Here is a 21,379-nt window from a genome sequence, read left to right on the forward strand (position 1 = left end):
GGCGCCGGTCGCCCGGGGCAACCGGTCCACGATGTCCTGGGCCTCGCGCCGCACGACCGCCGGGTCCGTTCCGACGGCCTTGAGCAAAGGCGCGGCGATGCCGTCGGTCTGATCCAGCAACGCCACCAGCAAGTGCGCCGGACGAATCTCCGGATTACCCGCCGCGGACGCCGCCTGCAGAGCAGCCGTCAGAGCCGCCTGGGTCTTGGTGGTGGGATTGAACGAGTCCACGAGTCACCTTCCTACTTGTCGATTCGCACGGCGCCGGGCACATCTTCGGACCGAAGCCCTGCTTCGCCTCGCCCGCCTCGACTCGGCGCCGTTCCTTACCGTCCAACGTCCGAAAGGTTGAGTCTGTTCCGCTCAAGTTTGAAATTTTCGCCGCGCCGGTGCGACACCGCCGAATCCTGTCGAACGCTACGCCCCGACACCGGCGAATGCGACGATTCGCGACACCTCCGATGCGATGATTCCGCACGTCGGCGGGCTTCGGATGCCTACGATGACCACGGCCGTCACTTGTTGCAGCACTCTTCAGCCCGAATCAAGGAGCGAATGGATGCGCGCGATCGTGGTACGGAAGTTCGGAGCGACGCCGGAACTGGCCGAGATGCCGATGCCCGAGCCGGGGCCGGGAGCCGTGCGGGTCCAACTCCAGGCGGCCGGGGTGAATCCCTTCGACCGGAAAGTGGCCGCGGGAATCCTGGAAGGCAAACTGCCGCATGATTTCCCGATGATCCTCGGGGTGGACGGCGCGGGCACCGTAGCCACGCTCGGCGCGGGCGTCAGCCGCTTCGCCGTCGGCGACCGGGTGGTCGGCAAGTTCCTCACCCCGCCGGTGGGCCACGGCAGCTTCGCGGAGTACGCCGTGCTGCCGGAAGGCGGCACGCTGGTGCCGATCCCGCCGGGGGTGCCGACCGTCGCGGCCGCGGCGCTGCCGACCGCGGGCGTGACCGCGCAGGACCTGGTGGACGCCACGCACATCGAGCCCGGCCAGACGGTGCTGATCGTGGGCGCGACCGGCGGCGTCGGCTCCTTCCTGGTGCAACTGGCCAATATCGCGGGCGCGCACGTCATCGCGACGGCGCGCGGTAGCTCCGCCGACCAGATGACCCGCCTCGGCGCGGCCCAGACGGTGGACTACACCGCCGGCCCGGTGCGCGACCAGGTCGCGGCCGCGCACCCGGACGGCATCGACGTCCTGTTCGACCTGGTGAGCCCGCCGGAGGCGCTCGCGGAGCTGACCACGCTGGTCCGTGACGGCGGCACGGTCTACTCCACCACCTTCGCCGCCGACGAGGACGCCTTGCGGGCGCGGTCGATCAAGGGCGGCAACATCGAATCGCAGGGCAAGGCGCCCGAGTTGGCCCGGCTGATCCAGCGGGTCGCGGCCGGTGACGTGGTCGTGCCGATCGACGCGACCGTCCCCCTCGCGGAGGGGCCCGCGGTCATCGGAGCGCCAGGGGCGCGCGGCAAGACCGTGCTGGCCATCTGAGCCGGACGGCGGCTCGGCCGTCCCCACGAGACCACCGGAGGTGTGCGATGAGCACCCGACCGCCCGAGTTCGGCCTGTTCCTGATCCCCGAGGCCGACGACTTCCGCAGGCTCGCCGAGCTGAGCGTGTACGCGGACGTGTCCGGACTCGACCTGATCGGCATCCAGGACCATCCCTACCAGCGCCGCTTTCTGGACACCTGGACCCTGATCACCGCTCTCGCCGGACGGACCGAACGGATCACCTTCTTCCCGGACGTGGCGAACCTGCCGTTGCGCCACCCCGCACTGCTCGCGAAGGCCGTCGCCTCGCTCGACATCATCAGCGACGGCCGCATCCAGCTCGGCCTCGGCGCGGGCGCGTTCTGGGACGCCGTCGCCGGGATGGGCGGCCCGCGCCGCAGCGGCGGCGCGGCGGTGCGCGCGCTGGCCGAGGCGATCGCGGTGATCCGCGCCCTGTGGTGGAGCGAGTCGCGGTCGGTACGGGTGCCCGGGGTCCACTACTCCCTCGCGGGCGCGCATCCGGGCCCGCGCCCGCGTCATCATCCCGGCATCTGGCTCGGCGCGAAGGGGCCGCGGATGCTCGAACTGACCGGGCGCGTCGCCGACGGGTGGGTGCCGTCGGCGGCGTGGGCGCCGCCGGAGTTCCTCGCCGAAGCGGGCAGGCGCATCGATGACGCCGCCGCGGCCGCGGACCGCGACCCGCTGTCGGTGCGGCGGGTGCTGAACGTGTCGGGAACCATCACCGCCGACGGGTCCGATCGCGGCTTCCTGGAAGGCCCGCCCGAGCGCTGGGCCGACGATCTGCTGGCGCTGCACCGCGACCAGCGCATCGACGGATTCGTCTTCTGGCCGACCGAAGGGGAACCGGTCGAGCAGATCCGTCGTTATACCGAGCAGGTCGTGCCCGCGGTCCGTACCGCCGCCGGGTCCTGACCGGCCGGGACCGGCGCCTTTCCACACCGGGGAAAGGTCCGGATCTCCGGCGCGGCTCGCCCGCGGTCCCGCTCGTGACGGGTCGGCGACGTCCGCCGTTTGCCCGCCGATTACCGTTTGGCCGGGACTTATGGCACCGAGGGCGCAGCAGGACGTAGTCCGTCTGTCGCCCGCGCCCGGCCGAAGCGAAGGTGAAGGTACGCCTATACCCACACGACCACGGCATTTTCGGGGATACTTGTCGGCGGGAGACCGCCGGTAACGGGTATGTCCCCGCAGAACTGAGGGAAAGGAAGCTCCACGTCGTGGATGCGCGTTCGGCTGCGCTGGTCCGCGCCAATTTCCGTTCGGTGATCGAGTCGCCGAATGGACCCGAGCGGTTGGTCAGTGCGTTCTACGGACATTTGTTCGCCGAGAACCCACGGCTGCGCGAATTGTTCCCGCCCGCCATGGAGATGCAGGCCAAGCGGATCGCCACGGCCATTCAGTATGTGCTCGATCACCTGGAGGACTGGGACCGGGCGCAGAAATTCCTGGAGCAACTCGCTCGCGACCATCGCAAGTACGGCGTGGAGGCCGCGCACTACGACGTGGCGGGCCGCGCGTTGCTCGCGGCGTTCCGCGCCTACAACGGCGCGGCCTGGAACCGGAGCCTGGAGGAGGGCTGGCGCGACATCACCATCCTGATCTCCGCGTCGATGGCCATCGGGGCGAACTCCGACAAGTCGCAGCCGGTGTGGGAGGCCACGGTGGTCGGCCATCGCCGCGTCCTCGAGGACTTGGCCATCGTGCGCCTGCAGTCCGATGGACCGGTGCCCTACCAGGCCGGGCAGTACGTGCCGGTGACGATTCCGCAGCGCCCGAAGATGTGGCGTTATTTCTCTCCCGCGATTCCGTCCAACCCGTACGGCGAGATCGAGTTCCACGTGCGGAAGATCCGCGGCGGCTGGGTGAGCCCCGCGATCGTCAACGAGACCAGGGTGGGCGACCGGTGGCGGATCGCGGGCCCGCTCGGCGGACTGCACGTCGACCGGGACAGCGGCCGCGACGTGCTCATGATCGGCGCGGGCACCGGCATCGCGCCGCTGCGCGCCCAGCTGATCGAGATGGGCCAGCGCGGCATCAACCCGCGGGTGCACTTCTTCATCGGCGGCCGCTACCCGTGCGACCTGTACGACGTGGAGAACATGTGGCAGCTCTCGCAGAGCAACCCGTGGTTGACCATCGTCCCGGTCTGCGAGCAGAAGTCCAATCCGTGGTGGTACCCGCATCCGCCGCAGGACGCACCGTACGGCATGCACCGGCGCCTGATCGGTAACCTTGGCGCCGTGGTCGCGAGCTTCGGCGCGTGGGCGGACCGCCAGATCCAGATCGCCGGCTCGGCCCGGATGATCGCGGACACCCGGCGCGCGCTGCTCGCGGTCGGCACGCCGGAGCAGAACATCAGCTGCGACCCTGTGTAACGAAGGAGGCCCCGTTGGGGGATCCGAGCATGCTCGGTAACGGCGCGCATCAGGCGCCGGAGTGGACCTCGACCGTCGTCGGTCATCATCGGCTGCGTCACGATCTCGCGGTGATCCGCCTGATCGGCGAGTTCGTGCCGTTCGCCGCGGGCCAGTCGGTCGAGGTGCGGGTGCCACAGCATCCCGGCGTGCGGCGCAGGTTCTCGCCCGCGCTGCCGCCCTCGCTGGACGGTAAGCTGGAGTTCCACGTGCGCACCGTTCCCGGCGGCTGGTGCAGCGGCGCGATCGTGGCCGACACCCAGCCGGGTGACGAGTGGCGGATCGGCGCTCCGCTCGGCGGGTTCTGGGTCGACCCGGACGGCGACGAGGTGGTGATGATCGCGGGCGGCACCGGATTGGCGCCGATGCGCGCGCAGATCCTGGAACTGGCGCGCAAGCCGTCGCCGCCGCCCACCTACCTCTTCGTCGGCGGGCGGTCCCCCCGCGACCTGTACGCCGCCGACATGCTGTACTTGCTGGCCGCCGAACTGCCGTGGCTCACCGTGATTCCGGTGGTCGAGAGCTTGGACGACCCGGACTGGGTCGACGAGTGGTACGAGCAGTCCCGCGTCGACATCGGCTTCCCGCCCGACGACCTGCTGTACGGCACGCTCGCCGACGTCCTCGGCTCGCACGGCGCCTTCCACGAGCACCAAGTGCTCGTCTGCGGCTCCCCCGCCATGGTCCAGACCACCGTCGACCGCCTCCTCGCAACCGGAACACCCCCGGAGCGAATCCAATTCGAGGGCCTCTGACCGATCCGCAGACCCGAAACCGACGCGCCGCCGGAACCTCCTGTACCGACCGAGGGCGACCACTCAACTCTGCGTAAACGGGCAGACCACCCACGCCCGCCCAAGGTCGGACCACTGCCCCGTTACGCACCACAGCGCCCTCTTCAGGTTCCGAGCGGCGCAAGACCGAGCAAAGGCCCGCTCACGGCCCGGCTCAAACCGAACCACTGCCCGTCTGCCGACCAACCGACAACGGCGCGCCCCCAGTCCAACGCGCACCACCCACGCGCCCAGCGCACCTCAACGACGACTTTCGAGCGAAGCGAGACCGAGCATCCGCCGTTCGCGGCCCGGCTCGCGTTTGCGCGGCCGCCGCGCAAGCGACGAAGGAGCAAGCGGCGGCCGCGCAAACGCGAGCCCCAAAGGGGCCGCGAACACGCAGCGCCGCAGGCGCTGCCAATCAAACACAGCCCGCGAAGGCGCGGCAAATCAGAACAACGGATCGTGGCGGATGTTCTTGGCGAGCGTTCCCGCCGCCATGAGGCGAAACTTGGTGGTCTGCACCATCGAGGGCGATCCGACGATCTGTACGTCGCGGTCGGACCAGGCGCCGAAGCTCGCGACGACCTTGCCGATCTGGCCGGTGATGCGGGGTTCCAGGCCGGGCAATGTGGTGCGGGGCTCGTCGGGTTCGGCGTACCACCACGGGTTCTCGTCGTGCTCGCTGACCGGTGTGACGGTGAGCCAGCGGTTGGCCATCGCCAGTTTGCTCAGCGTTTCCAGGTCGTAGAGGTCGCAGGGGTGGTGACCGCCGACGAACAGGTGCACCTTCGGGTTGGTCCGCCGCAGCGCCATCGACATCAGTTGCGCGCGCAGCGGCGCGATCCCGGTGCCGCAGCCGACCATCAGCATCTTGCGTTTGGTGTTGCGCGGAACGCCGAGGCCGCCCAGTGGCGAGCCGAGCAGCCATTGGTCGCCGACGACGGTCTGGCCGACGATGGCCGAACTGACCCAGCCGCCCAGCACGCCGCGCACGTGGAACTCGATCTCGCCGTCGGCGTTCGCGGGCACGGCGGGCGAGAGATAGCGCCACATGCGCGGGCGGGAGGGTATCTGCACGCTCAGGTACTGGCCTGCGGCGTAGCGCATCGGCTGGTCCAATTGCAGCCGGACGATGACCAGATTGCGCAGCACTTCGCGGCGCTCGACCACGGTGCCGGTCCAGACCGACGGCGTGGTCTCCTTCTCCGCCGCGCCGATCATGGTGTCGGCGATGATCTTCAGGCCCTCGTCCCAGGCCCGGTCGACCTCGTCGGTCCACATCTCGGTGCCTGCGAACACCTTGACGGCGGTCTTCAGCGCGGTGGACACGGCGGTGTAGTGCGCGGGCTGCACGCCGTACTTGCGATGGTCCCTACCGAGCTGGGCCAGGAACGGCAGCAGTTTGTCGGGCTCCTCCAACCGGTCCAGCGCGTAGGAGATCGCCTTGACCAGGCGATCGCGTTGGGCGTCCATCGCGGCCGGGAAGAAATCGCGGACGTGCGGGTAGTCGGTGAACAAGATCGCGTAGAACGATCTCGCCAGTTTCTCCGGACCCCCGTCTTCCGCAGCAACCGCCTTGAACGTCGTTCTGATCAAAGCGACAGTGCGTGAATCCATTGATCTCACAACCCCATTTCGCACTCGTTCACGAACCATGCCGACGAGTGAGGTGCTGCGGGCCACTCGACAGCAGCCGATGGGAAGGAGTGTAGGCGAGGTTTGCCAGCTACGGAATATTTCGATTGGATATCAAGCGTGTAATTTCGTCAAAACCAGGACGCCCAGCGGGACACGCCAGAGAAACCGACTGCAAGACGGTGGATCTCCCGCAAAATCAGTCGTAGAACTGCCGAATTCCTATGCGCGGCTTGCGAATTACGTCCCGATTGGTCTGTTCTAGCGACCTCATGGCAACACCCAAGTAGCCGAATGAAGTGCGAAACGGGCAAACCGCGCCGACACCATCGATCAATCTATGGCGAAAACGTCCAGTTGATAAGACAACGAAATAACCACTGCCGTACCTCCGCCGCTAAACATGTTCTAGTTTACTGTCAGCAAATGTAAGCGGGGCGGGCCCGAAACGACGACGGCCCCGGTCTCGGATCGCTGTGCGACCGAGGCCGGGGCCGTCATCGTGCTGTTATCGCCGGTGCCTGCTGTCGTCGCGACGATGGCGCGGCTGCCAGACGACCAACGCGGTACTGCGTTGCGGCGGGGCGAGATCGGGACGGTACCCGGCCCGGGTCCGCTCCAGTTCGGCCGACAGTTCCGCCACCTGCTGACGCAGTTCCTCCACCTGATTGGTCAACTCGATGATGCGCTTGATGCCCGCCAGGTTGACACCCTCGTCCTGGGACAGCCGCTGCACCTCGCGCAGCAGCTCGACGTCCCGGGCCGAGTAGCGCCGCCCACCGCCCGAAGTCCGTTGCGGCGTTACCAGTCCCAGACGGTCATACGTGCGCAGTGTCTGCGCGTGCATGCCGGCCAGCTGGGCCGCCACCGAGATCATGAAGAACTCGGCGCGCGCCCCGCCGGACGCGTTCTTCGGTTCCGAGGACATCACGCACCTGCCCATCCTGCACGTGGATCGAAGCCACTGGCCCGCTCGGCCTCCCGATAGCGCTCGAGCGCCTCGACGGCCTCCCGGTCCAGCTTCTGCGGCACCGCGACCTTCACCGTTACCAGCAGGTCGCCCGCGCCGCCGCCGCGCTTGGGCACGCCGCGGCCGCGTACCCGCAGGATGCGGCCGTCGGCGGTACCCGGAGGCACCTTGACGCCGACTCGCCCGTCGAGCGTGGGCACCGAAACCGTGGTGCCCAAGACCAATTCACTGTAACTGACCGGAAGCACCAAGGTCAGGTCGTCGCCGTTGCGGCCGAAGACCTTGTCCTGGCTGACGTGGACGGTCACGTAGAGGTCGCCCGACGGCGCTCCGCGCAGGCCCGCCTCGCCCTGACCGGCCAGCCGGATCCGTTGCCCGTCACCGACTCCCGGGGGAATCCGCACCGTGATGGTGCGCGTGCGGTTCTGGATGCCGTTGCCGTGGCAGTCGACGCACGGGTCGTCGATGATCGAACCGCTGCCCCGGCACTCGTCGCAAGGCTCGCTGAAGCCGAACGCGCCCTGGTTACGGCTGACGACGCCGGTGCCGTTGCAGATCGGGCAGACCCGCGGGCTGGTGCCCGGTTTGGCCCCGCTGCCGTGACACGTGGTGCACGGCGACGGACTGGTCATCCGCAGCGGAACCGTGACGCCCTGAGCCGCCTCCCGGAAACCGAGGGTGGTCTCGGTCTCCACGTCGGCGCCGCGCCGGGGACGGCTCGAGGTTCGCGTGCCGCCCCGGTTGAACAGACCGCCGAGCAGGTCACCGAGACCACCGTCGCCGGCGCCCGCGCCGCCGAAGATGTCTCCGATGTTGAACTCCTGCGAGAAGCCGCCACCCGCGCCGGGGCCGAACCCACCGCGACCGTAACCGCCACCCGCGAAGAGTTTGCGGGTGTCGTCGTACTCTTTGCGCTTGGCCGGATCCGACAGCACGGCATGCGCCTCGCTGACGGCCTTGAACCGCTCCTCGGCTTTGGGGTCACCGGGGTTGGCGTCCGGGTGCAAGTCGCGCGCGAGCTTGCGATAGGCCTTCTTGATCTCGTCCTGCGAGGCGCCGGAGGAAACACCCAGCTCCTTGTAGAAGTCCTTTTCGATCCACTCCCGTTGGCTCACCGAGCATCTCCTCCTCTCGCGTCCTTATTGTTCGTTCGCGCCGGCATCAACATCCGATGCCTCTTCGGTCGGTCGATCCGTATTCTCCGTCAGATCGGCTACGCCGTCGGTTACCCCGACCAGCGCGTGCCGAAGCACCCTATCGCCGAAGCGATAGCCTTTGCGCATCACAATGCCGATCACCGGATCGTGGCCGGAGCCCTCGTGCTGCACGGCCTCGTGCAGGGTCGGGTCGAAAGGCTCGCCTTCCGAACCGAACTCCTCGAGGCCCTGCTTGAGCAGCGCGGCCGACAACTTGTCGGCCACCGACCGCAACGGACCGGACTCCAGGTCGCCGTGCGCCCGCGCGCGGTCGAGATCGTCGAGCACACCGAGCAATTCGGTGACCACCGACGCCTTGGCGGAATCGATCGCGGTCTTGCGGTCGCGTTCGACCCGGCGCCGGTAGTTGGCGTACTCCGCGGTCAGCCGCTGCAGGTCGGCGGTGCGCTCGGCGAGCTCGCCGCTGATGGTGTCGGCGAGCTCCTGCGCGTCGCCGCCGTTGCCGTTCTGCGCACCGTCGCCCGACTCCGCGGCCTGCGCGGCCGCGGCGCCGTTGTCCGCGGCCGGCCGGCGGATCTCACCGGTATCCGGGTCGATCTTCCGGTTGTCGACGAAGGTGATCGGCTCCTTCTCGGGGTTGCCCTCGGTCACTTCTTCTCCGTGTCGACCGGCTCGTCCACGACCTCGGCGTCCACGACCTGGTCATCCGACGCGGTGCTGGACGCGCCGTTGCCCTGCGCCGCCGCGTCCGCGGCGGACGCTTCGTAGATGGCCTGGCCGAGCGCCTGCGACTCGGTCGCCAGCTTCTCGACGGCCGCCTTGACCGCGGCGATGTCGGTGCCCTTGAGGGCCTCGTTCGCCTCGGCGATGGCCGCCTCGACCTTGGTCTTGACCTCCGCGGGGACCTTGTCCTCGTTCTCCTTGATGAACTTCTCGGTCTGGTGCACCAGCGACTCGGCCTGGTTGCGGGTCTCGGCCTCCTCGCGACGGGCCTTGTCCTCGGCCGCGTGCGCCTCGGCGTCCTTGACCATCCGGTCGATCTCCTCCTTGGACAGGCCGGAGCCGTCCTGGATCTTGATCGTGTTCTCCTTGCCGGTGCCCTTGTCCTTGGCGGTGACGTGCACGATGCCGTTGGCGTCGATGTCGAAGGTGACCTCGATCTGCGGCACGCCGCGCGGGGCCGGCGGGATGCCGGTCAGCTCGAAGGAGCCGAGCAGCTTGTTGTGCGAGGCGATCTCGCGCTCACCCTGGAACACCTGGATCTGCACCGACGGCTGGTTGTCGTCGGCCGTGGTGAAGGTCTCCGAGCGCTTGGTCGGGATGGTGGTGTTGCGCTCGATGAGCTTGGTCATCACGCCGCCCTTGGTCTCGATGCCCAGCGACAGCGGGGTCACGTCGAGCAGCAGGACGTCCTTGACCTCGCCCTTGAGCACACCGGCCTGCAGGGCCGCGCCGACGGCGACGACCTCGTCCGGGTTCACGCCCTTGTTGGGCTCCTTGCCACCGGTCAGTTCCTTGACCAGGTCGGAGACGGCGGGCATCCGGGTGGAGCCGCCGACCAGCACGACGTGGTCGATGTCGGACACCTTGATGCCCGCGTCCTTGATCACGGACTGGAACGGCGCGCGGGTGCGGTCGAGCAGGTCCGAGGTGATCTTCTGGAACTCGGCGCGGGTCAGCTGCTCATCGAGGAACAGCGGGTTCTTGTCCGCGTCGACGGTGATGTAGGGCAGGTTGATCGAGGTGCTCTGCGAGGAGCTGAGCTCGATCTTGGCCTTCTCGGCGGCCTCACGCAGCCGCTGCATGGCCATCTTGTCCTTGGTCAGGTCGATGCCCGAGCTGGCCTTGAACTTGTCGACCAGCCACTGCACGACCCGCTCGTCCCAGTCGTCACCACCGAGGTGGTTGTCGCCGGAAGTGGCGCGGACCTCGACGACGCCCTCGCCGATTTCCAGCAGCGAGACGTCGAAGGTGCCGCCACCGAGGTCGAAGACCAGGATGGTCTGTTCCTTGTCGCCCTTGTCCAGGCCGTAGGCGAGCGCCGCGGCGGTGGGCTCGTTGACGATGCGCAGGACGTTCAGACCCGCGATCTGACCGGCTTCCTTCGTGGCCTGCCGCTGGGCGTCCTCGAAGTAGGCGGGCACGGTGATGACCGCGTCGGTGATCTCCTCACCGAGGTAGGACTCGGCGTCGCGCTTCAGCTTCATCAGCGTGCGCGCGCTGATCTCCTGCGGCGTGTACTTCTTGCCATCGATCTCGACGCTCCAGTCCGTGCCGATGTGCCGCTTGACGGAGCGAATGGTGCGGTCGACGTTGGTGACGGCCTGGTTCTTGGCCGGCTGGCCGACCAGCACCTCGCCGTTCTTCGCGAACGCGACGATCGACGGGGTGGTGCGCGATCCCTCCGAGTTGGCGACGACGACCGGTTCGCCGCCTTCGAGAACGGCGACGACCGAGTTCGTGGTCCCGAGGTCGATTCCGACCGCACGAGCCATTGTGGTTCCTCCTAGTTGACGTACCGATGTGTGCAGGTGCCGGGCGAGCGACCGCCCTGCGGCGCCCGGTGCGGAACGCCGCGAGACCTCGCCCCTGGCACCTCACGGAGCACGGCCCCAGCAACACTGAGCGTGGTCGGCTCAATCCTGCCCGGCGGAACTCTGCGAGTCAACCGAAACTTGAGCCGTACACACTCAATGCTGTCGAAAGGCTCAACGGGTGACACGCGCGATTAATTCCCGAACGGCGGCACGAATGCGCGCGCCCCGCCAGTCCGGGGTCAGCCGACCCGCGACCGACCTCGACGCGAAGCCGGTCGCAACGGCCGCGAGGCCGCCAACCAGCCGAGACGGCGCCGAACAGTTCCCGGCAGTGTTGTCGGTTCCTTCTTGATACCGTCGCTCGAGCTGGCAGAATCGGCTTCCATGGACGCACCGGCGACGCCTTACCACTGCGATGGCGAGGGCGACTACGACGTTTTGCAGTGGGACGCCAGAGCGGACTGCGAAGTGCGGCAGATCCTCGATCGGGTGGCCGACAAGTGGTCGCTGCTGGTGATCGCGCTGCTGGATCAGCGCAGTCTGCGGTTCACCGAGCTGAAGCGCGCGATCGATGGCGTCAGCCAGCGGATGCTCACCAAGACCTTGCGGCATCTGGAGCGCGACGGCTTGGTGCGGCGCACCGTGTACCCGACCATCCCGCCGCGGGTCGACTACGCGCTCACCCCGCTGGGCGCGAGCCTGCACACCACGATCAATGCGCTGGTCACCTGGACCGAGACGCATCAGAACGAAATCGCCTCCGCCCGGCACGCCTACGACCGCCGGGCGGCCGAGGACGTCACGGCGGGCGCCACCGCGCAGTAGGGTGACCGCGGGCGGTCCGGCCGGGCCGCCCGTGCGCCGTCGAGCCGAGGAGTCGCCATGCGGGCCGTCGTCGTCACCGCCGCCGAGTTCGAGGTCGTGGAGCTGCCCTCGCCGCGGCCCGGCTCCGGTCAACTGCTGATCGACGTGTCGCGCTGCGGCATCTGCGGCTCGGACCTGCATGCCCGCACCCACGCCGACGAACTGGCCGACCTGGCCGTGGCCACCGGCTACGAGCACTTCATGCGCTCGGCGCAGAGCGTGGTGCTCGGGCACGAATTCAGCGGCACCGTGGTCGATTACGGGCCGGACTGCCGCAAGCGGTGGAAGCCGGGGACCCCGGTGGTGGCCCTGCCGATAGTCCGGCACGGCAAGCAACCGCACCTGGTCGGGCTGTCGAGCGCGGCGCCGGGCGGCTACGCCGAACAGGTGGTGGTCCAGGAATCGATGACCATGCCGGTGCCCAACGGCTTGTCCGCCGAACACGCCGCGCTGACCGAACCCATGGCGGTGGCCTGGCACGCCGTGCGCAAGGCGGGCGTCGGCAAGGGACGAACCGCGATCGTCATCGGCTGCGGGCCGATCGGTCTCGCGGTGATCAGCATGCTGAAGGCCGCCGGTGTGCGCACCGTGGTCGCGAGCGACTTCTCCCCGCGCCGACGCGAACTCGCCACCGCGTGCGGCGCCGATGTCGCGGTCGACCCGGCCGGCGAGTCGCCCTGGGAGGCCGCCCCGAAGAAGGGACGGATCAACGGCGTCACCGACATCCTCGGGCTCGGCTTCGACACCATGGACCGCCTGCGGCGGGTCCCGAACCTGCCGTGGTGGTACGTCTTCCGGCTGGCGCACACGATGAACGCGGGCCCGGCCGGACCGGTGATCTTCGAATGTGTCGGCGTGCCGGGGATCATCGATCAGATCCTGACGGCCGCACCGCCGCTGTCGCGCGTGGTCGTCGTCGGGGTGTGCATGGAGACCGACCGCTTCCATCCCGCGATGGCGATCAACAAGGAGATCGAACTGCGGTTCGTGCTCGGCTACGACCCCGGCGAGTTCCGCGACACCCTGCACATGCTCGCGGAGGGAAAGGTCGACCCGAGCCCGCTGATCACCGGGACGGTCGGGCTGGACGGCGTCGCGGAGGCGTTCACCGCCCTCGGCAACCCGGAACGGCACGCGAAGATCCTGATCGACCCGCGCGGCCGCGCCACCGTACCGGTCTGACGGCGCTCGCTCAGGGCGCGGCGGCCAGAACCTCGTCGGCGATCTTCTCGTCCAGCGTCACCCGGACCAGGGCGGCGGCCAGTTCCGCGGTGTGATGATCCGGCGCGAGGCGGGCCAGTCGATCGGGATCCTCCGGCAACTGGACGCGCTTGGCGCCGCGTAGTACGCGTTCGTCGAAATGCGGCCGGACCCAGGTCCAGACGTCCTGGATCTCGCGCAGGAAGATATCGGCCCCGGTAGGACCGATGCCATCGAACTCCTGGAGCAGTTCGGCGGCGCGCTGCGGGTCGTTTTCCGCTTTCTTCGCCAATTCCCGCAGGTCACCGTGATAGCGGTCGAGTACACGCGCGGCGTTGTGACCCAGCCTCGTCGCGGTGCTCTCGTCGTAGCGGCGATAGTTCCCCCGGCCCAGCGCGTCGACCAGCTCTTGCCAGTCGGCGTCCGCCACCCGGTGCGGCGTCCGGTAGCCGCCGCCGATCAGCTCCCGCGTAGCCGCGATCGCGATCTCGGCGGAGATGCGGGCACTGAGCAGCTGGGAAAGCATGAGCAACTGGAAAAGCGCGGCCGGCTTGTCGTCGAGCGTGATACCCGCTTCCTCGGCATATCCCGTACCCGCACGGACGAGCAATTCGTGTACGACGTCCTCTTGGCTCATCGTTACCTCCTCTCGCTACCAGGGCGCATACCCGGGCCCACGTCGACTACACCGCCGATCGACGCGGATGCGAGGCTCCTCGCAGGTCACAGGGCCGCTGGCGCTCGGAGCAGGCGCCGTGGGGCTACGGGAAGCGGCGGCTCACTCCGGCAGCAAGCTCAAGGTGCCTTCCGCGCTGCGGGCGGCGGTCAGACAGGCGGTCGCGGTGAACTGGTCGGCGAGCGGGTGGCGGGCCCGGGCACGCCACTTCCGGACCGCCGCGACCGCCTGGGCGCGCTGCGCGGCGGGCGGGGCGTCGATCGGGAGACCGAGACGCAGGTGGGGCGCGATGCCGGAGCCGCCGATGAGGCGGTGCAATTCGGCGAGATCATCGGCGGGCAGTGCCAATTCGTCGGTGCGCAGGCGGCCGAGCAGGCGCAGCTCGGCGAAACCGTGCACGTCCGCGAGCAGCGTGCGCACCCTCGGCATCAGGCGGTCGGCCTGCGTGCCGCGACAGGCGGTCAGCACCCGGGCCAGCGCGGTGAGCGCGGAATGGGCTTTGAGCTGGTCGGCGCGCTGACCGAACTGCACGTCGAGTACCGAGCGCAATTCGTCCACGCCGCTGCGGCTGGTCAATTCGGCGGCGAGGGTGGCCGAATCCCGTACCCCGAGCCGGATCAGCGTGACCGCCATGCGGATGCCGAACAGGCCGAACCGCTCGGCGAGCTGCGCACGCAGTTCCGGCGGCACCGGAAGCGGTACGTCGGCGCGTGCGAACCGGTCCGCCGACAGCAACGCGGCGCTCAGTTCGTCGACCGGGACGCGCGCCAGGGTCTCGAAAGCCGCGAACTCCTGCTGCCGCAGCGTCGCCGCCGCGAAGGCGAGCAGCCCGGCGACCGGGATCACGGCCTGGCACAGACCCGTTCGTTCCAGTTCCCCGGCGAAACGCGTGGCGACATCGCGCGCCGAGTGCAGCGCGTCGATGCGGCCCGCCCCGATCTCGTCGGCCCGCGAGACCACGCCGACGATGCCGAGCGGACCGGCCGCTCCCGGGCCGCCGTTGGCCGCGGCGGTTCCGGCGCCCACGCGCTCGAGGAACTGCACGTCGGTGGCGTCCAGCCGGCGCAGCAGATAGACCACCGCGTCGGCGCCGGGTATGGCGATTCCCTGCTCGGAGCGCTCGTCGTCCGCACCCGGAGTCAACAGACGCGCGGTGCGCCGGGACACCTCGCGCGACAGCGACGACGTACCCGGGGTGTCGATGATGGTTGTGTGCGCGAGAGCGGCGGCGGGCCACTCGACCTCGAGATGGTCGACCTCGCGCGCGGCCGGGGCGTTCCAGTTCAGCCGGTCCAGGTCGAAGGTCAGGCCGTGCGTCCCGCTGCCGCGCCGGACCACCACGTGCGCACGGGCGCCGTCGGGCGCGTACGCCGTGACACTGGGGGTCGAACCGTATCGGTACCAGGTGACCACCCGCGTGCACTCGGTGGCGTCGGTCGGGGCGATATCCTGCCCGACAAGGGAATTCAGAAGGGTCGATTTGCCCGCCTTGATCGAACCGGCCAGTGCGACGCGCAACGGCTGGTCCAGTCGGCGGGCGCAGTCGGCCAGCAGGGCACGCGGGCGCGGCTCGCCCGCCAGCGCCGCCTGCGCCGCGCCGACCAGCTGATGCGCCTCGGCGACGATTCCCGGCACCGCGCCACCATCACGTCTCACGGGGCTACCGTACCGGCGGGTCCCATCGGTAGTGCGGTCTGCATGGCGTCGGCGTATCGGCGCAGCTCGGCGACCACGCGCAGCTGCTGTTCCAGCTGTGCGCCGCGTTCGGCGCGCCGGGTGGCGACCATGTTCGCCGCCTCCTGCGCGGCCCGCAGCGACTCATCGATCGAGCGCAGGCTGCGTTCGGCGACGCCCGCGTAGTGGTCGCGCAACGCGCGATGGATGCGGTGCAGCCGGTCCTTCGACTCCTTGCCCGCCTGGAACGCCACGTCGTCGACGAAACGGCGCACCGCCGCCTTGGCCTCGTTGCGTCGCTTGGCCAGCCGGGCCTGTTTGTCGTCCCGGAAAGCCTTGCCTCCCACGATCAATCCGGCGCCGATCGAGATCGGGTTCAGCAGGGCCAGCCCGGCGAAGGTGCTGGCCAGCCCCACCATGAGCACGCCGCCGTAGGAGCCGCGCATGCCGACGAGCAGCTTGCTGCCGAACCCGATGTCCGGTTCCAGATCCGCGAGCGTGCCGGAGATGGCGCGGCCGGTGTCGGCTCCCGCGCCGGGGCGCACGTCCGGCAGGTCGACGGCGCCGAGCTCGGCGAAATGCTCGGCGACGCGTTCGGCGAGTTCGACCGCGCGGGAGTGGGTCCACAGCAGGTTGTCGCCGAGAGCGGTGTCGACGGTGCCGGTGAGGTGTTCGGCGATGCGGTCCCAGTGCCTGCCCGGGTCGTGCTCGTCGATCCATTCCTCGGTGGTGCGCGCGATGTTGCGCAGGCGATCGCGCAGATCGTGGTCGACGTCCCCGGCCAGGTCGGTGATGCCGTCGGCGAGCGTCTGCTGCCACGCCGCGGTCCTGCGGTGCAGTTCCTCGGCCGCGCCACGGGCGGATTGCAGCTCGCGCACCGCCGCCGCGCCTTGGGCGGGATCGCGGACCGCCACCAGCTCGCTGCCCAGGGCCAAGGCCAGATGCTCTGCCGCGGAACGGATGTCGCGGGCCACCGCGGCGCGCGTGGCCAGCTGATCGCGCGCCACCACCTGGTCGCGCAGGAATTCGTAGAGCACGCCGAAGCCGGATTCCACGCCCAGCTGCCGGTCCTGCAACCGCATCGCGTGGCTGCGCAGCAGCGCGGACACCGGGATGATCGGCACGTCGAGTCCGGCCCGCGCGAGATGACCCACATCGGCCTGGTGCACCTGCCGCCAGTGCGGGTACAGGTCGGTCTTGGTGAGCAGCAGCGCGACCGTGGGGCACAGTTCCCGTACCTGTCGCAGGAAGGTCAGCTCGGGCTCGGTGAGCTCGGTCGACGCGTCCGACAGCACCAGCACCGCGTCCGCCGCGGGCACCAGCCCGAGCGCGCCGGCGGCATGGGCATTGCCGTGCCCGCCGACGCCCGGGGTGTCGATCAGCACGATGCCGTCGGCCAGCAGGGCATTGGGCACCTGGACCTCGAGCCGAACGATCCGCCGTCCCTGCGCGAGCGGCGAGCGCGGGTCGATCGCGCCGATCTCCGCGATCGGCACCGCCACCCTGGTCTCCGCCCCGCTGGAGTCGCCGTGCACCGCGAGCACCAGCTCCGCGTGCGGCTGCGGGCCGTTGGCGAGCAGCATCGGCACCGTGGTGGTGGCGTCGTCGCCGACCGGGCAGATGTCCAGGTTCAGCAGCGCGTTGACGAAACGGCTCTTGCCCTGACCCAGCTGTCCGGCGACGACGATGCGCCTGCGCGGGTCGCGGACCCGGTCGGCCGCCACTTCCAGGCGGCCGACCAGATCGTTGCGACCCGCGGCACGGGCCGCCGCGACGGTTTCACCGAGTACCGACAGCAGCGGTACCGCCGGTGGAGTGGCGTTCGGCGCAGGCGTCCCCATCGCGGTATGGACCTCTTTCCGTATTACCGGGCAACTGTCAGTGCAGGAATGTATCGCCACCCAGGTCGGCGCTGGTCGAGCCGCTGAACTCCGTGCTCGCGTGGCTCTCGCCGAACAGGCCCGAGTCGGCGTTGCCGCCGGTCGTGCTGTCCAGACCCGAGCCGAAGGCGCTCGACATGTCCAGCGAGGACCAGGTGTGCGCGGTCGAGCCGACGCCGCCACCGAGACCGGCCCCGGTGTCCACCGCGCCGCTCGCCGAGCCCGCCAGACCGGAGGTCGCGTCCGCCGTGCCGCCGAGACCGGCCGTGGCGTCGAAGCCGGAAGTGGCGTGCGAACTCGCGTTGCCGCTGATTCCGCTGTCCAGGCTCGAACCGAGGTGCGCTCCCGCGCTCGACGCGCCTTCGAGACCGGTCGACAGACCGCTGCCGAGGTTGCCCGCGGCGCCGATTCCGGTGGACAGGCCCGTCTCCAAGCCCGCGCCGCCCGTGCTGTCGATTCCGGTGGACAGGCCGGAGCCGAGACCGGCGCCTGCCTGAGCACCCGCGTCCAGCCCAGCCGACAGACCCGAACCCAACCCGGCACCCGCCTGCGCACCCGCATCCAGCCCAGCCGACAAGCCGGAGCCCAGCCCGGCACCCGCCTGCGCACCCGCGTCGAGGCCAGCCGACAGACCGGAGCCCAGCCCGGCACCCGCCTGCGCACCCGCGTCGAGGCCGGCCGACAAGCCCGAACCGATACCCTCGCTCGCGTCGACGACGCCGTTGAGCCCGGTCTCGAGGCCGGTACCTGCCTGTATCGCGCCGTCCACGCCGCTGGACAGGCCGCCACCCAGACCGGTGGACAAGCCCGTCTCCAGGCCGGTCGTCGCCTCGATCCCGGCATCGAGCGCCCCGCCGAGACCGGATTCCAGGCCCGTGCCGAGCTGCCCGCCGGTGTTCAGCGAACTCTCCAGCCCGCCGCCGAGTTCCGCTCCGGTGCTCACGGCCGCGCCGAGACCGGTCGCGAGCCCGGTCTCCAGGCCCGTCGCCGCCTGCGTTCCGAAGTTTCCGGCGCCACCGACGGCGGAGGAGAAGTTGCCGCCGAGTCCGGCGGTCAGGTTGCCGGAGCCCTGCGCCGCGGTGTCGATACCACCGGTGAGGCCCGTCGTCGCCTGACCGGCGCCGTCGAGCGCACCGCCCAGCCCGGTCTGCAAACCGGAGCCGATCTGCGCCCCGGCGTCGGCCGCTCCGTGCAGTCCGGTGGACGCCCCAGCACCCAGGTCGGCACCCGCCTGCTCACCGCCGCCCAGCGCGGCGTCCAGGCCGGTGGTCACGTCACCGGCACCGTGCGCCGCGCCCTGCAAGCCGGCGCCCAGCCCGGCACCCGCCTGGCCACCCGCATCCAGGGCAGCGTCGATGCCGCTGTTCCAACCGCCGGCCGCGTCGACGGCACCTTCCAGACCCGCGCCGAGACCCGTCGTCAGGTCACCGGCCGTGCCAATGGTGCTCTCGAAACCCGCGCCCAAGCCCGTTGTCGCGTCCACCGCACTCTCGAAACCACCGCCGAGACCGGCCTGCGCACCGCCGCCGAGGCCGGTGGTCACACCAGTCGCCGCGTCCACTGCCCCTTCCAGGCCCGCACCCGAACCGGAACCGGCGGCGCCGCCCGCACCGAGGGCCGCATCGAACCCAGCGGACAGACCACCGGCCGCACCGGCACCGAGACCAGCGGTCAAGTCGGTCGCGGCACCGGCAGCGCCGTCGAAGTCCGCACCCCATCCGGTGGTCACATCGGCAGCGCCATCGACAGCACCGCCCAGTCCCGCGCCGATACCCGTCGTCAGGTCGCCGACCGAACCCACAGTGCTCTCGAAGCCTGCGCCCAGGCCGGTGGTCGCGTCCACACCAGTGCCCAGACCGCCCGCCGTGTCGAGAGCGCCTTCCAAACCACCCCCGAGGCTCGCTCCCCCACCAGCACCCAGACCGGCGGTCAAATCAGTCGCCGCACCCGCGCCTTCCAAACCACCCCCGACGCTCGCTCCCCCACCAGCACCGAGACCGGCCGTCAGATCAGTCGCCGCACCCGCAGCACCCAGACCCGCGCCAAGACCCGTGGTCAACCCACCGGCACCACCCAACGCGCCTTCCAAGCCAGTACCCAGACCGCCCGCCGCATCGAGAGTTCCTTCCAAACCACCCCCGAGGCTCGCTCCCCCACCAGCACCGAGACCAGCCGTCAGATCAGTCGCCGCACCTGCGGCACCTTCCAGACCCGCGCCCAAGCCCGCGGTCAGATCTGTCGCCGCGCCGAGGCCACTTTCCAGACCCGCATTCAAACCGGTGGTGATATCCGTCGCGCCGCCGATCGCGCCGTCGAGACCCGCGCCGAGCCCCGTCGTCGCGTCGACAACACCCTCCAAACCACCCTCTAGGCTCGCACCGGCACCGGCACCGGCACCGAGACCGGCCGTCAGATCAGTCGCCGCACCCGCGGCACCTTCCAGGCCCGCGCCGATTCCTGTTGCCGCGTCGATGGTGCCCTCCAGGCCCGCGCCCAAGCCCGCGGTCAGATCTGTCGACGCGCCGAGGCCGCTCTCGAGCCCCGCGGTCAAGCCGGTGGTGATGTCCGTCGCGCCGTCGATAGCGCCGTTCAGACCTGCGCCGACACCTGTAGTGATATCGGTCGCACCGCCGATCGCGCCGCCCAGACCCGCGCCGAGCCCCGTCGTCGCGTCAACGGCTCCCTCGAGACCCGCACCCAGACCGGCGCCGAGATCAGCGCCCGCCTGCACACCGCCACCCAGGCCCGCGGTCAGATCGGTAGCCGCGTCCACAGCGCCGCCCAGACCCGCGCCGAGCCCCGTCGTCGCGTCGACAGTTGCCTCGAGACCCGCACCCAGACCCGCGCCGAGGCCGGTCGCCGCGTTCACCACGCCACCCAGGCCCGCGCCGAGACCGGCACCCAGATCAGCGCCCGCTTGCGCTCCGGCGCCCAGCGCGGCGTCCACGCCCGTGGTCAGACCGGCTGCCGCGTCCACCGCACCCTGCCAGGCCCGCGCCGAGCCCGGTCGTCAAACCGGTCGTCGCGTCTACCACGCCGCCGACACCCGCGCCGAGGTCCGTCGTCACCCCGGCCGCCCCGTCCAACGCGCCCTCCAGGCCCGCGCCCAGACCGGTGGTCAACCCGGCTGCCGCGTCCACCGCGCCCTCCAGCCCTGCTCCGAGACCGCCGCCCGCGCCGAGAGCCGCGTCGATGCCTGTCTCCAGGCCCGCGCCGGCGTTTCCCGCGCCTTCGAGGTCGACGCCCGCGCCGATGCCGCTGATCACCTGAGCTCCAGCGCCGAGCAGGCCGCCCACGGCGGCGGATAGATCGGCCCCCGCGTTCACCACGGTGTCGAGCCCGGCGGCCAGTCCGGCGCCGAGCCCCGCGCCGATCTCGAGTCCCGTTTCGATCGCGGTGTTCAGGCCCGCGCCCACATCGACACCGCCACCGAGGTCGACGCCCGTGCCGAGACCCGCACCGAGGTCGACGCCCGTGCCGGCACCGAGGTCGACGTCCACGCCGCCACCAGCGCCCGCACCCAGATCGACACCGAGATCCGCCCCCAGGTCGACACCGGCACCGGCCACCGCCGCGGCACCCACGGTGCTCGCCGCGCCGACCGCTGCCGCCGCACCGGTCTGCGCGCCCGCCGCGACGATGGCCTGCAACTGCGATCCGCCGGTGACCAGCGCCGACTCCGCGACCATCGGGGCGCAGAGGGTGATGTCCTCCGGGGTCACCGCGCTCAGGCCGGCGTTGGCCAGCGCCTGGGTCGGGTTCGCGCAGTAGGCGACCGCGGCCTCGTTGTTCCGCAGCAGACCGAGGATGAACTCCAGAATCGCGTTGGGTGTCATGAGAATCGTCTCCTGAGTCCCGGCGGACCTCGATGATCCGCAGTCGTTGGAATGCAAATCACGCTAGGAGCGCATCCCGTTACGCCGAAACGGGGCGAACCCCTACGACCGGCCGGGGGCGCCCGATAGGGGTGGGAGCGGAATTAGGGGAATTTCCCTAAACGATCCCCTAACGAGGTAACGGCTGACGACCAGCAACCGACAGAACGGTTGCGTAGGCAACTACAACGCCCAGCGCACCA

17 protein-coding genes are annotated in these 21,379 nt (G+C 70.1%); 6 read left to right on the forward strand and 11 right to left on the reverse strand.

The window, feature by feature from the left end:
- Positions 1–231, reverse strand: a 231-nt coding sequence (locus tag ON27_RS27485) for a Clp protease N-terminal domain-containing protein (RefSeq protein WP_043734032.1), incomplete at its 3' end; no start/stop codon positions are given.
- Positions 232–559: 328 nt separating this feature from the next.
- On the opposite strand from ON27_RS27485, the gene ON27_RS27490 reads away from it, so the two are divergent.
- From ON27_RS27490 to ON27_RS27505, 4 genes are all read left to right on the forward strand, one after another.
- Entirely contained in the window at positions 560–1,495 is a 936-nt protein-coding gene (locus ON27_RS27490) for an NADP-dependent oxidoreductase (RefSeq protein ID WP_043734033.1), read from the forward strand.
- 47 nt (positions 1,496–1,542) lie between these two features.
- Positions 1,543–2,430: an LLM class flavin-dependent oxidoreductase gene (locus ON27_RS27495; protein ID WP_043734034.1), complete on the forward strand. Its 888-nt coding sequence runs from the start codon at positions 1,543–1,545 to the stop codon at positions 2,428–2,430.
- Between the two features lie 305 nt (positions 2,431–2,735).
- Complete coding sequence (locus ON27_RS27500; protein ID WP_043734035.1) at positions 2,736–3,893, forward strand: globin domain-containing protein; 1,158 nt, start codon at positions 2,736–2,738, stop codon at positions 3,891–3,893.
- A 29-nt stretch (positions 3,894–3,922) separates the two neighbouring features.
- Positions 3,923–4,687, forward strand: coding sequence for an FAD-binding oxidoreductase (locus tag ON27_RS27505; RefSeq protein ID WP_043734037.1), 765 nt, complete (start codon positions 3,923–3,925; stop codon positions 4,685–4,687).
- 468 nt (positions 4,688–5,155) lie between these two features.
- Here the strand turns inward: ON27_RS27505 and ON27_RS27510 are convergent, their stop codons facing one another.
- The 5 genes from ON27_RS27510 to dnaK form a co-directional block, all read right to left on the reverse strand.
- A complete protein-coding gene (locus ON27_RS27510) occupies positions 5,156–6,325 on the reverse strand; it encodes a globin domain-containing protein (protein ID WP_043734038.1) in 1,170 nt (389 codons plus the stop codon).
- A 526-nt stretch (positions 6,326–6,851) separates the two neighbouring features.
- Positions 6,852–7,271 carry a heat shock protein transcriptional repressor HspR gene (locus ON27_RS27515; RefSeq protein WP_043734039.1) on the reverse strand — a complete coding sequence of 140 codons (420 nt, stop codon included), beginning with the start codon at positions 7,269–7,271 and terminating at the stop codon, positions 6,852–6,854.
- Entirely contained in the window at positions 7,271–8,428 is a 1,158-nt protein-coding gene (dnaJ, locus tag ON27_RS27520) for a molecular chaperone DnaJ (protein WP_043734041.1), read from the reverse strand. Before dnaJ ends, ON27_RS27515 begins: the two co-directional genes overlap by 1 nt.
- Before the next feature lie 24 nt (positions 8,429–8,452).
- Complete coding sequence (gene grpE / locus ON27_RS27525) at positions 8,453–9,121, reverse strand: nucleotide exchange factor GrpE (RefSeq protein WP_043734042.1); 669 nt, start codon at positions 9,119–9,121, stop codon at positions 8,453–8,455.
- A complete protein-coding gene (gene dnaK, locus ON27_RS27530) occupies positions 9,118–10,965 on the reverse strand; it encodes a molecular chaperone DnaK (protein WP_043734043.1) in 1,848 nt (615 codons plus the stop codon). Before dnaK ends, grpE begins: the two co-directional genes overlap by 4 nt.
- Positions 10,966–11,391: 426 nt before the next feature.
- Between dnaK and ON27_RS27535 the strand changes: the two genes are divergently transcribed.
- Together ON27_RS27535 and ON27_RS27540 are read left to right on the forward strand one after the other, a co-directional pair.
- Positions 11,392–11,832 carry a winged helix-turn-helix transcriptional regulator gene (locus ON27_RS27535; RefSeq protein WP_043734044.1) on the forward strand — a complete coding sequence of 147 codons (441 nt, stop codon included), beginning with the start codon at positions 11,392–11,394 and terminating at the stop codon, positions 11,830–11,832.
- Positions 11,833–11,889: 57 nt separating this feature from the next.
- Positions 11,890–13,053 carry a zinc-binding dehydrogenase gene (locus ON27_RS27540; RefSeq protein WP_043734046.1) on the forward strand — a complete coding sequence of 388 codons (1,164 nt, stop codon included), beginning with the start codon at positions 11,890–11,892 and terminating at the stop codon, positions 13,051–13,053.
- 10 nt (positions 13,054–13,063) lie between these two features.
- Here the strand turns inward: ON27_RS27540 and ON27_RS27545 are convergent, their stop codons facing one another.
- The 5 genes from ON27_RS27545 to ON27_RS40080 all read right to left on the reverse strand — a co-directional run bounded on the left by ON27_RS27545 (position 13,064) and on the right by ON27_RS40080 (position 21,137).
- Positions 13,064–13,708, reverse strand: coding sequence for an HhH-GDP family DNA glycosylase (locus ON27_RS27545; protein ID WP_043734047.1), 645 nt, complete (start codon positions 13,706–13,708; stop codon positions 13,064–13,066).
- 141 nt (positions 13,709–13,849) lie between these two features.
- Positions 13,850–15,403 (reverse strand): dynamin family protein, encoded by a 1,554-nt coding sequence (locus tag ON27_RS27550; protein ID WP_245560213.1) that lies wholly within the window; start codon positions 15,401–15,403, stop codon positions 13,850–13,852.
- Complete coding sequence (locus ON27_RS27555) at positions 15,400–17,262, reverse strand: dynamin family protein (RefSeq protein WP_043734049.1); 1,863 nt, start codon at positions 17,260–17,262, stop codon at positions 15,400–15,402. The genes ON27_RS27550 and ON27_RS27555 overlap by 4 nt, the downstream gene beginning before the upstream one ends.
- Before the next feature lie 37 nt (positions 17,263–17,299).
- The gene (locus tag ON27_RS27560; RefSeq protein ID WP_043734051.1) at positions 17,300–20,278 is read right to left on the reverse strand and encodes a beta strand repeat-containing protein; all 2,979 of its coding nucleotides are present in this window, start codon (positions 20,276–20,278) and stop codon (positions 17,300–17,302) included.
- Positions 20,208–21,137, reverse strand: a complete 930-nt coding sequence (locus tag ON27_RS40080; protein WP_051047039.1) for an IniB N-terminal domain-containing protein — start codon at positions 21,135–21,137, stop codon at positions 20,208–20,210. Before ON27_RS40080 ends, ON27_RS27560 begins: the two co-directional genes overlap by 71 nt.
- Positions 21,138–21,379 lie beyond the last annotated feature (242 nt).

It is taken from the genome of Nocardia asiatica NBRC 100129 (assembly GCF_000308415.1).
GTDB lineage: Bacteria > Actinomycetota > Actinomycetes > Mycobacteriales > Mycobacteriaceae > Nocardia > Nocardia asiatica.